The organism is uncultured Tateyamaria sp. (genome assembly GCF_947503385.1).
In the GTDB taxonomy this organism is placed as follows: Bacteria; Pseudomonadota; Alphaproteobacteria; order Rhodobacterales; family Rhodobacteraceae; genus Tateyamaria.
Genome location: NZ_CANNDO010000002.1, coordinates 168,123 through 182,720, shown reverse-complemented (window position 1 = coordinate 182,720; position 14,598 = coordinate 168,123). Strand labels below are relative to the sequence as shown.

At 57.8% G+C, this 14,598-nt stretch carries 18 protein-coding genes; all 18 read left to right on the top strand.

All coding sequences use genetic code 11. The features are described from left to right. Window positions 1-56: 56 nt before the first annotated feature. The 18 genes from Q1A85_RS06790 (at window position 57) to Q1A85_RS06705 (ending at window position 14,556) form a co-directional block, all read left to right on the top strand. Window positions 57-614, top strand: coding sequence for a hypothetical protein (locus tag Q1A85_RS06790; protein ID WP_299686697.1), 558 nt, complete (start codon window positions 57-59; stop codon window positions 612-614). Next, window positions 611-913, top strand: coding sequence for a head-tail connector protein (locus Q1A85_RS06785; protein WP_299686696.1), 303 nt, complete (start codon window positions 611-613; stop codon window positions 911-913). Before Q1A85_RS06790 ends, Q1A85_RS06785 begins: the two co-directional genes overlap by 4 nt. Window positions 914-930: 17 nt before the next feature. Continuing rightward, a complete protein-coding gene (locus tag Q1A85_RS06780; RefSeq protein WP_299686694.1) occupies window positions 931-1,113 on the top strand; it encodes a hypothetical protein in 183 nt (60 codons plus the stop codon). Window positions 1,114-1,119: 6 nt separating this feature from the next. Continuing rightward, the gene (locus Q1A85_RS06775; RefSeq protein ID WP_299686692.1) at window positions 1,120-1,464 is read left to right on the top strand and encodes a head-tail adaptor protein; all 345 of its coding nucleotides are present in this window, start codon (window positions 1,120-1,122) and stop codon (window positions 1,462-1,464) included. 423 nt (window positions 1,465-1,887) lie between these two features. Continuing rightward, window positions 1,888-2,307 (top strand): hypothetical protein, encoded by a 420-nt coding sequence (locus tag Q1A85_RS06770; protein ID WP_299686690.1) that lies wholly within the window; start codon window positions 1,888-1,890, stop codon window positions 2,305-2,307. A gap of 1 nt (window position 2,308) precedes the next feature. Beyond that, window positions 2,309-2,719 (top strand): hypothetical protein, encoded by a 411-nt coding sequence (locus tag Q1A85_RS06765; RefSeq protein ID WP_299686688.1) that lies wholly within the window; start codon window positions 2,309-2,311, stop codon window positions 2,717-2,719. Between the two features lie 44 nt (window positions 2,720-2,763). Further along, complete coding sequence (locus tag Q1A85_RS06760) at window positions 2,764-3,096, top strand: hypothetical protein (protein ID WP_299686686.1); 333 nt, start codon at window positions 2,764-2,766, stop codon at window positions 3,094-3,096. Between the two features lie 124 nt (window positions 3,097-3,220). Then, window positions 3,221-6,196, top strand: coding sequence for a tape measure protein (locus Q1A85_RS06755; RefSeq protein ID WP_299686684.1), 2,976 nt, complete (start codon window positions 3,221-3,223; stop codon window positions 6,194-6,196). A 2-nt stretch (window positions 6,197-6,198) separates the two neighbouring features. Further along, complete coding sequence (locus Q1A85_RS06750) at window positions 6,199-6,561, top strand: hypothetical protein (RefSeq protein WP_299686682.1); 363 nt, start codon at window positions 6,199-6,201, stop codon at window positions 6,559-6,561. Next, window positions 6,558-7,031: a DUF1833 family protein gene (locus Q1A85_RS06745; RefSeq protein ID WP_299686680.1), complete on the top strand. Its 474-nt coding sequence runs from the start codon at window positions 6,558-6,560 to the stop codon at window positions 7,029-7,031. Before Q1A85_RS06750 ends, Q1A85_RS06745 begins: the two co-directional genes overlap by 4 nt. Before the next feature lies 1 nt (window position 7,032). Then, window positions 7,033-7,413 carry an NlpC/P60 family protein gene (locus Q1A85_RS06740; protein WP_299686678.1) on the top strand — a complete coding sequence of 127 codons (381 nt, stop codon included), beginning with the start codon at window positions 7,033-7,035 and terminating at the stop codon, window positions 7,411-7,413. A gap of 88 nt (window positions 7,414-7,501) precedes the next feature. Then, a complete protein-coding gene (locus tag Q1A85_RS06735) occupies window positions 7,502-11,068 on the top strand; it encodes a hypothetical protein (protein WP_299686676.1) in 3,567 nt (1,188 codons plus the stop codon). A gap of 21 nt (window positions 11,069-11,089) precedes the next feature. Further along, window positions 11,090-12,112 (top strand): hypothetical protein, encoded by a 1,023-nt coding sequence (locus Q1A85_RS06730; protein WP_299686674.1) that lies wholly within the window; start codon window positions 11,090-11,092, stop codon window positions 12,110-12,112. Continuing rightward, window positions 12,112-12,582 carry a hypothetical protein gene (locus tag Q1A85_RS06725; RefSeq protein ID WP_299686672.1) on the top strand — a complete coding sequence of 157 codons (471 nt, stop codon included), beginning with the start codon at window positions 12,112-12,114 and terminating at the stop codon, window positions 12,580-12,582. The genes Q1A85_RS06730 and Q1A85_RS06725 overlap by 1 nt, the downstream gene beginning before the upstream one ends. A 63-nt stretch (window positions 12,583-12,645) precedes the next feature. Beyond that, window positions 12,646-13,332: a peptidoglycan-binding protein gene (locus tag Q1A85_RS06720; RefSeq protein WP_299686670.1), complete on the top strand. Its 687-nt coding sequence runs from the start codon at window positions 12,646-12,648 to the stop codon at window positions 13,330-13,332. Between the two features lies 1 nt (window position 13,333). Continuing rightward, window positions 13,334-13,699 carry a hypothetical protein gene (locus Q1A85_RS06715; RefSeq protein ID WP_299686668.1) on the top strand — a complete coding sequence of 122 codons (366 nt, stop codon included), beginning with the start codon at window positions 13,334-13,336 and terminating at the stop codon, window positions 13,697-13,699. A gap of 247 nt (window positions 13,700-13,946) precedes the next feature. After that, a complete protein-coding gene (locus tag Q1A85_RS06710; protein WP_299686666.1) occupies window positions 13,947-14,273 on the top strand; it encodes a hypothetical protein in 327 nt (108 codons plus the stop codon). Further along, window positions 14,257-14,556: a hypothetical protein gene (locus tag Q1A85_RS06705; RefSeq protein WP_299686664.1), complete on the top strand. Its 300-nt coding sequence runs from the start codon at window positions 14,257-14,259 to the stop codon at window positions 14,554-14,556. The genes Q1A85_RS06710 and Q1A85_RS06705 overlap by 17 nt, the downstream gene beginning before the upstream one ends. Window positions 14,557-14,598 lie beyond the last annotated feature (42 nt).

Below are 14,598 nucleotides of genomic sequence, written 5' to 3'. Positions count from 1 at the left end.
CGAACACGACGCAACATACGGCGGCCTTCTGGTCGCCGTTTTTACAGGAGACGACCATGTTCGTAAAATGCTTGTCGACGGCCCACACGTCCGTCCAGACCTTCCGGTTCGGTGTCATCTACGACATTGACGAAAAGAACCCGAAAGTGATGAAACACGTTCGCCCGCTTTTGGATCGCGATCCACCGCTACTGAAAGCGATGACCAAGGCCGAGGTCCAGAAAGATCGGAAGAAGGCCGAGAAGCTGGCAAACGCACAAGCCAACGCACCGGATGCTGCGGCGACAGCAGCCGATTTGCGGACGGCGCTGAAATCGGCGCAGACCGGCGAAGCCAAGGCGCTGGAGGAGGCCGGGGATGCCCAAGCGAAATTGTCAGAAGTGCAAGATGATTTAGCGGTTTTGATTGCCAAGCTTGCCGAGTCGGAACAGGTTCGGATCGACGAGGCAACGCAAGCCATGGCTGATCTCGAGGCAGTCAAAAACGAGCGCGACGCAGCACTCGAACGCGCAGACAAAGTTGCTTCTGATCTCGAAGCGCTGGTGCGGGCGGTGGAGAATGAAAAGTCCGAAGTATCGGGGAAGGCCGACGGCAATAAGGCTGCTAAGACGTGAGCCAATTGATCCCGGCGGACGTCAAGCCGCAATGCAATGTCGCCCTGAACCATAACGGCGACGACGTTTTGTTGCAGTCATATATCGACGCCGCCGAAGCGCATGTGGTGCGGTATGTTCGTCGGGATCTCGACAGTGAATTCCCCAGCGGCTGGCCTGCCGACATCCTGCAGGCCGTCCGGCTTTTGGTCGCGCACTACTACCGATTCCGCGAGGCGGCGGTGATTGCCGCGACCGCATCAGAGGTTCCGATGGGCGTCAAGGCCTTGCTGGAACCACACCGAAACTTCTGTGAGTGAACGAAAGGACCATCACAATGTTCAAAGCAACCAGGGGCTTCGTCGGGAAGCCAAACGATAGCGGCAATCGCAAGCGCTATGAAGTCGGGGATACCGTCGACGCGGCCGATGTTGCAGACGGCAAAACGCTTCAATGCGTCGAAGAGGTGGCCGATGACGTCGCCAAGCCTTCGGGCAACAAGCCTGCGAAAGCGGGCTGATCTGTTATGCAGGCAGGGCGATTGAACACGCCGTTGACGTTCGAAGAGAGTGTCAACGTCAGCAACGGGGCGGGGGGCTATGAAACTGCCTGGACACCCCGTTTCGATCGCAAAGCGGAATTCACCGTCCGGCCGCAAAGTGTCAACGATGATGCGCAGGTGGGCGGTCACATGACGCAAGTGCCAGATTACCTGTGCAAAGTTCGCGCCGATGATGACACCCTACAGGTGCGCGCAGGCTGGCGGGTCAAATCTCTTGATGGGCGCGTGTTTGCGGTTCGATCCGCAGCGTTCCCGGATATACGCGACAACAGCATCAGTATGGTGCTGCAGGAGGGGCAACCGACATGAGCCGTGCGCGGGGGTTCAGAGGGGCGCGCCGCCGCGCAAAGGCGCGACCGGGTCTTTTGGACAAGGTGACGGTTGACGCGATCGGGGACACGGTGGACGCAGTCCATGGGGCGGGGCGCGCGAACATTGCTGCTATGGTCAAACGTCGCTCGGGCCTGTTGCGCCGTCGGTATTCCAAAACTGTGCGCAAAGCCAAGCAGACTGGTTTGGTCGGGTACATTACACGCTCTGCACGGAGGGCGGCGTTCTACGCCCGTTTCGTGCATGACGGGACGCGGTACACAAGCGCTCGACCGTTCCATGATTTGGCGGTGGCAGAGCAGGCGCCGAAACACAAGCGCCGGATGCGACGTGCCCTGAGTTTGGCGGCTGGGCCGTCAAGTCTTGGCCGCAATGGTCGGGGCCGGGTGCGCGGGGTCTGAGATGACAATCCAGCAACAATGGCCATTGCAACAGGCTGTGTGGCAGAGGCTGACCGACGCCTTGATGGGGCAGGGCATAGGCGGGGCTGACGTTCCCGTGTTTGACCATGTTCCACGCGAACCTGAACGCCTACACGTGCGCATCGACGGTTTTCTTGTTGTGCCGCACGCCACAAAGGCCGGTCGGCGCGGTCGGCATGAATTCAGTGTGCACGTTTTTGACGACAGCACAGGCGACGTGACCGGGCGCGGGGGTGAGAATGTCGCCCGCCTGCAGCCCATTGTCGTCGCCGCACTCGAGGATTGGTTCCCGTTACCAGGCGCGACGGGGATCGAACATATCAGCAGCAACAGCGCCGCAGACGATGATCCGCTGAACCAGCACAGGATCAGCCGGTTTTCAACACACATAGGAGACTGACATGGGTCAGGGAGTGAATCAAAAGGACCTTCTGGTCAAAATCGATGACGGTACGGGAACGATGGTCGAGATCCCATATCAGGGTGAGGCCGAATTCAACACCGGCAAGGAAACGCAAGTATCCCGCACCAAAAACGGCGCGCACCCATACCAGACCGAAGCGGGTGCAACGCTGACCTTTTCATTTGAGAAGGAACGCCCCGCGCTGACCATCCACACGCGTCTGCGTACTCTGTCGGAAACGGGTGAGCTGGTTGCGGTCGAGTACGGTGACAAGAACACAGGCGGCGAGATGCGTTCCGGGAGCGCTTCTGTTTCGCTTGGTGCCGAAACGGCTGGCACGGAAGGTGTCATTTCGCAAAGCGTCAGCCTGGGCTTTGTCGATGATCCGGTTCCGGGGATCACAGCCTGATGCGGGATGGTCTGTCGATTACTCTTGGGGGGGCCTCATATGCAATGAGGCCTTCCTATGGTTCGATGCGGGACATCGAAGAACGGACCACCATGACGGTGCCCGAACTTCTGGACCTTGTCCTGGCGCAGCGCTTGAAGATGTACGAGGCCGTTTTGATTGTCTGGTACGCCTGCGAGTCTGCAGGTGAAGGTTTTTCCGGCGTGGATGCTCTTGGGGATGCGCTGTTCGAAGAGCGTTTGACCAGCCTGCCTTTGCGCACGTCGCTATGCAAGTTTCTGCTGGCGTGCAGCTATGCGCCGCCAGAGGCAAAAAAAAAGTTCGACGAAGAGGTGGCCCCGATGCTGGGGCTGTTCGATCAGCCGACGACTGGTTGACCACGACGTATTCGTTTGCGGTGGTCCAGATGAACTGGGCACCGACTGAGTTCTGGCGGTCCACTCCAAAGGAGTTTTGGGCCGCTTTTGCCATGTTCAAGAAAAAGGCTGAGGCACAGCAAAAATGACGACCGAAAGAATTCTGACGGAATACACCGCTGACACCCGCGGCTTTCGTCGGGGTGCACGCGAGTATGACCGCACGCTGGCCCGCCAAGAACGGCTGGTTAACCAGCGTCTCGGACGCATCGACCAACGGTGGGAGCGTTCGACGCGGAGCATTCTGAACCAACGTACCGCCCTTGTTGGATTGGGTTCGGTTGTTTCGGGCACCGCACTGTCGCAACTGCGGTCTTATGCAGAAGGGTGGCGCGACGTAGAGCGTCGCCTGACATCGATCGGCGAGACATCCGAAGCCTCACAACGGAAATTGGTCGACGTGGCCTTGCGAACCCGCAGCGCGATCAGCGGCACCGCTGCAGCCATCCAGCGGTTGTCCAAATCCACGGGCGATGATCTCGACACGACGTCGCGCCGCGTAGAGACGTTGCAGAAGCTCTTGGCTTCTGCCGGATCTAGCGGAACTGAGCGCGCATCCGTGTCGTTGCAGCTCGGTCAGGCGCTTCAATCCGGGGTGTTGTCCGGTGACGAATTCCGGTCCATCCGTGAGAACGCCCCGGTTGAATTCCTCGACGCACTTGCACAGTCGGCCGGGATCACCCGTCAGGAACTGAAAGAGTTTGCCGAAGACCAGTTGTTGACCACCGACATCGTTCTGGACGCCCTCGACAATCTGGCCAGTACGGCAGACCAAAAGTTTGGATCGTTGTCCGTTTCGGGCGAAGAGGCGTTTAATGTTCTGACCACGGGCTTGACGGTCTACGCCGGTAACGTCGACGAGGCGTTGGGTGCGACTGACGCGATCAATGGTGTCTTGGTGACGCTTGGCCGACTTCTGAGCGATGCGGGTGCCGGTGCCGAGACTTTTGCCCAGATCCTCGCAGTGGCAGGCACCGTCGCGTTGACCGTTGCCGGAAACCGTGGTGTTGGCGCAGTGACGGCGGCATTCGTTGCATCCGCACAGGCGCGGCGAACAGCGGTGGCAGTGGCCAAGGAAGAGGCAACGCAGTCGCGCGCAAATCTCGCTCAATATCGCGCCGAAAAGGACGCGGCGGATGCGCGTGTCAGGGCCGCACAGGCAGACATACGCACACGCGCCCAACAAGGGCGCGTCACTAAGGCATCGAGGCTCGAATTGGAACGTGCCCAACGCGGGCAGGTACGTGCCGCCACGGCACTGACGGGCGCGCAGACGTCAGCATTGGCGACCACGCGCGCGTTGACCGCGGCACAAGGCCAGTTGTCTATCAAAACGCGTCTTGCGACGCTGAGAACACGAGCATTGACCAACGCGATGGCTTTTTTCGGCGGTCCAATTGGGTTGGCCATCACCGCGATCGCAGGTGGGCTTGCCATTATGTCCGCCCGCACGGCGGCGGCTGAGCGGGCGACCAGCGCCTTGAAAGGTCGTGTTGATAGTCTCGCAGCTGCCTATGCGACAGCAGGCGGCAACCTGGACAAAATGCGCGCATCGATCGCCGGAATATCCATCGCTCAGGCGACCAAAGAGGCCCGCGACCTGCAACAAGCGCTGGCACGTGCGCAGCAAAGTGCGCAAGGGGAACTATCGAAGCCGTTCCTCCAGAACTTGCAGCGCCTGCGACCCGAAGTTTTTGATGTGGTTCGTGCGTTTGCCGAAGGCGAAACGTCGGCAAAAGAGTTTCGTGACGCTATGAATGAATTGGCTACCGCAGGTGGTGGCGAATTGGCAAACCTGGTGCTTATCGCAGAAGATGTAGTCAAGGATCTTTTGGCCGCTGCAGATGCGTCGCAGCTCGCTGACGATCAGTTGGCTCTTCTGACCGCAACCGGGGAAGAGCTTCGCAAGATTATTCAGCGGCTGACCGGCGACGCCGAAGCCTTTGGCGACACTGACATGTCAGGTGGCATTTCCGAAGCTGCTGATGAGGCAAACAGACTGGCGTTTAACCTCGCCAACGCCCTCAAACTGTCCAACGATGTTTCCACACGTGTCATTCGGAAAGGTGTTGCGAGTGGCGCGCTTCCGCCGCAGGCGATCGGAGACGCCGCGCAAACAGACGCAGAAAAGGCCATTACAGATCGGGCGTTGGCCAGCATCGTGAATGGCCGGAACCAACGGTCACGTTCTGGCGGTCGTAGCGGCGGCGCGGGACGGCTCGCGAGGGAAGAGCGCGATCTTGCGGCCGCACGGGCATTGCTTGCCGAGAATGGCCAACGCGCACTCTTCATCGAAGAGTCGATGAATGCGGAGCGGGAACGCCTGCGTGAACTTCTGCCCGCCCTTCGGGAACTTGGACTTTCCCAGGCTGACGCGCAGCGGGTGATCAACTCGGAATTGGTCAGATACGAAAAAACACTGAAAGACGTCGGACAGACCGGCACGGAAACCTTTGAGACCATTGCAGAAGACATGTTCTCGATCGTCCAAAGCGCCGACAACTTGAGCGATGCGATCGGCGGGATAAAAGACCGCCTTTTGCAACTGGCCAATGACCGCGCTTTTGATCTTTTGCGGGAACAGTTTGCAAGTCTGGAGATAAATTCTGGCCAAAGTGGCAGGGGCTTGGGTGCTTTTGTAAAAAAGTTTTTTGGTTTGGAAGCGGCAACAGGGGGGCTGATCCGCGGCCCCGGCACTGCCACGTCCGACAGTATTCCGGCGCGGCTGTCAGATGGTGAGTTCGTTGTGCGCGCACGTTCTGTCACCCCCCGGACGCTACCACTGTTGCACGCCATCAACTCGGGGGTGACGGTGCCGCGCTTTGCGCAAGGCGGGCTGGTTTCGACGATGCCCCCTCCGGCCATCTCGGGTTCGCCGCTTTTGAACGTCGAGATCCACAATCACGCCACGTCTGCACGCGTCGAGGCACAACCGACACCGGATGGTCAGGGGCTGAAAGTTCTTGTCATAGACGCCGTCGCAGAAGGGTTGCTGTCTGGCCGTTTGGACCGGCCGATGAATTCTGTGTTCGGGCTTCGACGTCAGGCGCGGGGGACGTAACCATGCCCGACTGGCCAGAAACATTTCCCAGACCCCTTTTTGATCCGCTGGTTATGGAAGGACCGGCCGGGGCCGTACTTCGGACGGAAATGGACAGTGGCCCAGCCAAACAGCGGCCGCGCTTTACGTCTGCCCCGCAGGCGTTTTCGGTGGAGTTTCGGCCGATGACAGAAACCCAAATTTCGGCCTTCGAAGCCTTCTACCGCTTCGACCTGACCATGGGTGCGCTGGACTTCAACATGCCGCATCCGATTTACGAGACCGCCGGTCGGTTCCGCATCGTGCAAACTGGCGTGCCGTATTCTGTCACGCCGATCGGAAAAGACGCCTACAGCCTGACGACCACAATGGAGCTGTTGCCATGAGAACGACACTTTCGACGCAAATGCTCGAGGCGATAAACGCGGAAAGCTCTGGCGAGGTCATTTTGCCGCTTGTTCGTCTCACGCAAGTGGATTGGGCCGACGCCATACGACTTGTGCCGAACACGGAACAGGTTGTGCACATGGGCGAGGTCTTCGAGCCTTTGGCCTTCGAGGTTGGTATGCCGGATGAAGAGGCGCAAGGTGTGCCGGTTCTGGAATGGGTGGCAGACAATTCCGACAGACGCCTTGTCGAAGCACTGCGCGCGGTTCGCGGCGCTGTGCAGGTTGGCATCATGTGGGTTCTGGCGTCGGACCCGGATCACATTCAGATGGGGCCGGGTGATCTGGAAATGCGTGTGGCTGAGTACAACGCGCAATCGATCAGCGGCACACTCGGCGTAGAGCCGATCCTTGATATGCAGTTTGGTTACCTCACCATGAACACAACGACGACTCCGGCGCTTTTCTGACATGTGGACAAACGATTGGATTGGTCTGCCCTACGAAGCGTTGGGGCGCGGACCTGACTCTTATGACTGTCTTGGGTTGTTTCTCGCACTGCAGCGTGCGCGTTTCGGTCGGATGTTGGACGACCCGCTGTGCACAATGTCAGCGGCGGTGCGAAAACGCCTTGTGGAAGGTGCCAAGCCAAACTGGCGCAAGGTCAGTGTCGTCAAGGAAGGCGACGCGGCATTGTTCAATGTGCGTGGTTTGTCGATGCACGTTGGCTTTGTCGTGGACAGTAACCGGATGTTGCACGCCAGTGCAGACGTCAGCGAAAGCGTTTTGGAAGATTTTCGTGTGAGCGCCTGGGGCGCGCGGCTAGAAGGGGTGTATCGCTATGCGCCCTGAACCTTCTTTTGACACGGTGGTGCGCACACACCCGCTGCGTACAGGCCCGCGATGGCGTCGGCACCTGACAATGGCAGAAGGTGTAACGGTGGCCGAGATTGTCGACGGCGCGGGCATAGATCCGCGCTTTCTCAACGACATCAACGTGGTGATCAGTTTCGGAACGCGTACCTCAATCGTGCCCCGCCGAAAGTGGGGCAATGTTCGACCGAAACAGGGCGCCTTTGTCGAGGTATTCCCCAAAGTCGAAGGACCTCTTGCAGGAGTGATTCTTTCGGCGATTTTGCCGTCAGCGGCCGGATATGTCGCAGGTACTCTGTTCGGACTTGCGGCAGGCACTCTAGGCTATGCGCTTGTATATTCCGCAGTGACAATCGTAGGGACACTATTGATCAATGCGCTGGTCCCGCCGCCAACGGTTCCTGACGCCGCACGCGAAGACAACCCGAACTTTTCCATCACTGGAGCGTCGAACGCTGAAAATCGGTATGGCATATTCCCGACTGTGCTGGGCCGCCACCAGATGTTTCCGCCCAAGACGGCGCGTGGTTATACCGAGGGCGAAGGGGAGGACATTTACTTTCGCGGGCGTTTCACGTGGGGCCACGGCCCGGTGGCACTGGAAACGCTCAAGATCGGCACCACACCAATCACGGAATTTGACGGCGTCGAGTTGGAGTTCGTGAACGTGGACGAGGCGCAAACTCTCGCGTTCATGCCGGATCTGGAGCCATTGGTTGTCGCATGGCGCTCCGGTGATGAATCAATGACACTGTATCCAGACGACATAGCGCAGGACGGCTATTCGGTGCGTCTACAAAAGGACGTGTCCGTGGTGCGCGTAACCCGCGATCGATGCGTCTCGGTTTCGATCGATGTAACCTATCAGGGCCTTGTTCGCTTTGACGACGAGAGCCAAAAGCAATTGCACACCGTTCACGTTCAAATCCGATACCGCAAAGTCGGAGATAGCGTGTGGGTCGACGCGGGGATTGAGGATCATACCGGCGCATCCACAGCGCAGTTGGTTTTCAGCAGAACGATCGAGTTGCCGGAAGAAGGCGAATATGACATTGAAGTTACGCGCCTGTCAGAAGACAGCGACGATCCGCTAATTCGTGACGACAGCTATCTGACGGCAATCCGTTCCGTGCGGTCAGGCGCGCTGCCAAGCCACCCAGACATTGCCGAGATGGCCGTTCGGATCAAGGCCAGCGATCAACTGAATGGGCAACTGGAAAGCGTGAACGGGATTGTTCGACAGATGGCCCCGATCTGGGACGGGGCGAATTGGAGCGCGCCGCAGATGGTACGTCATCCGGCGTGGATCTACGCGCGCGCGCTAATGGGGCCAATGTTGCGTGCACCGATTGCTGCAAACCGGATCATGTTGGACGACCTGCTGGACTGGTTTCAGCAGGAACCTCATTGGACATGTGACGCCGTTATAGATCAACAGACCACAATGGCCGACGTGCTGGACTTGGTCTGTGCAACCGGCCGCGCGCGCCGGACGCTACGAGACTGGAAATTCTCCATCGTCCGCGACGGTGGTGCTGGGCCGGTTGTCCAGCAGTTCAGCCCGCGTAATTCCTATGGCTTCAAAGGTTCCATAAACTTCCCGAAAGAAATCCACGGATTCCGCGGTCTGGTGCTGTCGGAGCGGCTGGATTGGCAACAGGACGAAATCATCGCCTACGCGGACGGTTACGATGCGACAAACGCCACCGAGTTCGAGACCATGACAATCCGGGGCGTGGTTGTTACCGAAGAGGATGCAACAGGCGGAAATGCGTGGCGGCTGCTGCGGTATCACCTTGCGCAGGCGATTTTGCGGCCTGAGACATTCGAATGGCAAAGTGATCTAGATCATCTGCGCTGCAACATGGGCGACAAGGTGCGGTTGGTGCATGACGTGCCCAAGGTCGGGGTAGGTTCAGGCCGGATTACTGATATCGTCACGGATCCGGCAAACAATCTGGTCAGCTTTAAACTGGACGAATTCATTTCGCCTGTGGGTGCAAGTTTCCGTGTGAACCTGCGCCGCGCGGACGGTGAGATCGTGACGTTCGAGGCGGCACCACCGGCGTCTTTTGACGGTATCTGGACAGTGCAGGGGCAAGTTTCTGCGGTTCAGATGGGTTTGGGCGATCTGGTCACGATCGAAGAAATGCAGCAAGAGACGCTGGAGGTTTTGGTAACTTCGATCCGGCACAGCGGCGACTTGCAGGCCGCCTTGCGCGGTGTGCCCGCAGCACCGGATGTTTTGCAAGCTGATCAAGGCGAAATCCCGCCCTACACACCCGTTATCACCAATGTGGTGCCCAACACATTGTTGAGGCCTGCAACCCCGCGCATCGTGTCCGCAACGGTCGGAATCGAAATTTTGGAAGGCGCGGGCGGCGAGCGCTCGGCTTCTGTGTTTGCCTACCTCGAGTGGACCGAGGGGGCGGCCTTCAGCGCTGACGATTTTGTCGTCTTCGTCACGACGCCGACCGGCGTAAGAAAGCGAATTGATGTCACGCAAATGACCGTTGGTCGGTACGAGGTGCGCGAGTTGGGCACACACGCCTTCGAGGTTGTTAGTCGCAATGCGTCAGGTCTTTCACCGCCTGCGCGTGAGACTGTTTTTCGAGACGTACAAATAGAGACGCCACCAGGACCGACAGGTTTCAAGTCTGCTGTAACCGGGTCGCAGCTTTCGTTGTCATGGGATATCGGACCCGCTGTCGTCTCCCATCACGAATTGCGGTATTTGGCACCTGACGTCTCTGGAGGGTGGCGGCAGGCGGCTTTAATAAATCCGCAAATTTTGGGAAACCAGTACGTCACTCCCGCACGGTCAGGTCGATATCTTCTCAAGGCTGTTTCGCTGTTTGGCCGGGAAAGTCCAGATGTAACAGAAGTCATAGTGCAAAGCGCTGGGTTGGCGACAATCAATGTTGTCGAGACCAAAATTGAATCGCCGAGTTTTGCGGGCTTCAAAACTCCGGGGCTGTTTGTGGACGGCGGTGAATTGAGTACAAAAAATCCCGCCGACGACACGGTTGTGGCTTCGGGGACATATTTCTTTGATCAAGTGGTAGACCTTAATCAGGTTTTTTCTTCGCGCGTTACAGCAGACGTTCGAGGTTTTGGTGGATTGATCACAAACACGATGGGTTCATGGACTAGTCTCGAAGGGGTGGACAGCCTGGCGGGGGCAAGCCCAGACGCCTATTCAATTCAATTGCAAATATCAACAACACAAGACGATCCGGGAGATGTCGGCGTTGCTTGGACGGATTGGGAACCGTTCCAACTCAGCGACTACGTTGCGCGGGCGCTCAGGTTCAGACTTGTTCTTGGTTCGGACGATCCCGCCATTGAAATTCGGGTCACGCAGCTTGCCGTTACCGTGGACATGCCGGATCGGGTCGCTGAAGGCGTGGACATAGTTTGTCCCGCTGACGGTGTGCAGATTACATTCGACCCTGCCTTTGCCGCCAGACCTGCAATCAGTGCAGATGGGCAGGGACTGCCATCCGGCGCGCGATCGGTGCGATCATCCGTTACCGCTCAGGGATTTTTTCAACAGTTTGTCGACGCCGGTGGCAGTGGTGTCGCATGTACGTTCGATTGGTTGGCCAAAGGATACGGCCGGGTGCAGGAATGACGGCAGAAATGGAAAAAGCACATGCAGTATGATTTCGGAACAATTGATCCACAACCCACAACAGGTACTCAATTGGCGGCATTGCTTGGCGCTTTTCGCGATGCTGTGAATAGCCTTCATAAGGGCGTGTCCCGCCCAAGCTATGCAGTCGACGGAATGATGTGGGTGAAGGAAACAGTACCTAACCCGACTTTGATGATGTTTGACGGAACTGATGATCGCCCCCTCGCGACCATTACAGACCAGGGATGTGTAGCGGTGAATGCTGACAAATTAGATGGGCTGCAAAGCAATCAGCTTATGAGGTCGGACATCAACACAATTTTTTCTGGCTTGATGTTGGCGCGCAGGCCTGCGGACGAACAAATCCGGTTTGGAGACAGCTTGAACCTGCGGCCATTGATTTCCTTCTACAATTTGTTGGAGCGGAAAGGCTTCATTCAAAGCCGTGAAGACGAAATGCGAATCGCCGTCGTAACCGAGAGTGAGGAAAAGCTGTTGCAGCTCAAGGACAATGGCGAAATTCTTTGGGATGGCAAAATTGTGCGTGTGGCCGGTGCAGACGGTGCTGGATCCGATATCGATGCTGACCTACTCGATGGCCAACACGGGGCATATTATCGCAACGTCAGCAATTTTAATGCAGGGACGCTCGCCATCGCGCGTTTGCCTGTCGCATCTGCTGTCGAAGCGCAGGTCGGGTCTTCTGCCAGTAAGCTGATGACGCCGCAGCGCACCGAAGAAGCGATTTCGGCCCTTTCGTTTGGCCGCTCGACGACGCTGGTTGACGAAACGGCCAATCGTTTCAGCGGTACAAATTATCAGAACACGCTTGATCGTCCTTTGGGAATTGCGCTGACCGATTTGCTCGACAACAGCTCAGCAACCAGTTTTTTGGTAGGGCCAGACCCTGCGAACTACGTGCGTGTCGCGCAAACTGGTGAGTTTGGCGCTTACATTCAGTGTGCATTTGCCATCGTGCCGCCAGATTATTGGTATCGCCTTGACGGTGGAACAGCAGGTTCTTGGGTGGAGTATACATAATGCAACATGGCTTTTTTCACCCCGACCTCGGTTATTGGCAGACGAAGTCGGAACCGACCACGGCCCAGATCGAAAATTACCCCAAAGGATACCAAGAGGTTCCTTTGAAACCCGGTCCTGCGCATTTTTGGAATGGGCAGGCATGGGAGGTCGATTCTTCGGAAGCAGCGTCGCAAAAGCGTAGGACTTCGCGTCTGACGCGTACAGAATTTGCCCTGCGCGCTGCGTCTCAAGGCTGGATTTCAGAGATCGAGGCCGAAGACTGGGCCGCAGGTGCCGGTATGCCGCAGTTCGTAGCAGATACGATCGAAACTGGAGTGCCGCCCGATGAACGATTGGCAGTGCGCATCGCTGTTCGCACACAAACACATATTGGGCGTATGGACCGTTTGGTGCCGCTCCTAATGGAAGCGCGCGGAGTCACTGACGAGAGCATGGATGCTGTTTTCGACATTGTGCACAACGTCTGACCTCTTGCTGAAACTTGAGTGACAACAGCCCCGCTTCGTGCGGGTTTTTTTGTGGAGACTGAAATGGACATTGACTGGATCATGGTTCAGCACCAGCTTGCCCGTCTTGGGTTTTACGGTGGTGCGATTGACGGCCTCCGCGGTCCGCTGACCGACGCGGCAATCGTTGACTTTAAGAGGTCAATCGGCTTGCGTGCGCGGCCATATCTTGGCCCGCTGACTTATGACGCTTTGTTTGGTGCAAAGAGCGCCATAGACGGGCGGAGCACGCTACCGTGGATGCTTGAGGCCGCTCACGTTCGCGGATTGCACGAGGCACGGGATCTTGGAGTATTGCGCGCATGGTTCGATCGTTCAGTCGCATGGATTGATCCGCGAGAAATTCCGTGGTGCGGCGCATTTGTCGCGACCGCGTTCCGTCAGTGGCAACACGACATTGATTTGCCGGAGAACCCTTTGGGTGCGCGCAACTGGATGAAATTTGGGCGCGCGTGCCCCCCACAGTTTGGCGCGGTGCTGGTGTTTTGGCGTGGAAGTAAGAAGGGGTGGAAAGGGCACGTCGGGTTTTACCATGCCGAAGACAATACACACTTTCATGTCTTAGGCGGAAACCAATCAAATGCGGTGACGGTGTCGCGCATTGCAAAAACGCGCTTTTTGCAGGCCCGCTGGCCACTTGGCCACCAGACATCTGATCGCCGGTTCCACGCAGACACAGTGGGGATACGCACCACGGTCAACGAGGTGTGACGTGCTGGCGCTGTTGAACCTTATTCGCCCGCCTCTTGGTCTAAAGGTGCGTGTGGCGCTTTTGTTGTTTGTAATTGCGGGCCTCTGGGGTGCGCACAGGCTGGACAAGGCCGCAGCGGTCGCCAAGGCGATGGAAGGCGTTGTGAAAGAAGCTGAATTGCGCGCGGCAGAGGCTGAGGTGACGCAGTTGAAGGCACGCCTCGCGGCTGCGGCTGCGGCGAACGAAAATCTGCAGGAGCGCGCAGCAGTCGCAGAGGGCGAAGCACGACGCTTTGAAGCTGATTTGGAGGCATTTGAGCATGAAACAGACGTCAATCCTGACGGTGTGGTCGATGATGATCTGCTGCGCCGCTTGCGGTCCAACTGACACGTCGCGATTGGCGCAGGCGGCGCAACGCGAGGCACAGGCTCGCCAAAGTCAGGTACTGCCGGACTATCCAAGCGATTGCCGAAAAACCCTTGGCGCGGGTGTCTCACACCGCGATCGGCTCGACAGCGCCGTGCTGAAATTTGACGACGCGTTGACAAGTCAAAACGAACGAATTCGCCGCTGTGCGGCTTGGTACGACGAACTGCGCGCTGGGTTCGCGGCAGGCGCACAATAGGAGGCAATAATGAGCATCTGGGAATCGCTTGGGTTGGCACCTGAGCAAATGTCACACGCGTTTTATGGGTTTATTGGCTGGGCCGCGTCGGCTGTCACGATCAGACCCAAAGGTATCCTCGAGGCGTTTGTGTCGTTGTTGGTTGCCATCGTTTTTGCGGAGGCCGCCGCTGACGCCTTCGCCGGTTCCATTGCCCGTTTCATGGGGGGTATGGCCGAAGATTGGACAAAGGTCAGCGCCATGGTCGTTGGGTTCGGCGGGCTGGCACTACTCCAGCTTGGGCTGAACCTTGTCATCAAGCAAGTGAAAGGAAAGGCTGATGGAACTGGTAGCTGACGCGTCCCGCATCCTTTTGGCGGTGGTCGCTGTGGTGTTTTCGCTGTTGCAAGTTTTGCGAGGGCGGCCCGTCCTAGTTGCTGTTTTCGGATTGATGATCGCAGGTGCAGCGCTGGACTTTCTTCTGCATAGCAGTGGAGCGCTGCCGACGCCTGCACTGATCATTAACGTTGGCACGGCTGGTGTTCTTGGTTGGATCTGCATCTTTGATCCGACCAGCAACGTCGCCGCAAGCCTGCGAAACGATCCTTGGGTGCGGCACTGGAAAACGCCCAAGAACTGACTTCGCCGATCCACCTGAAACCACGACAGACACCCGGCCCGC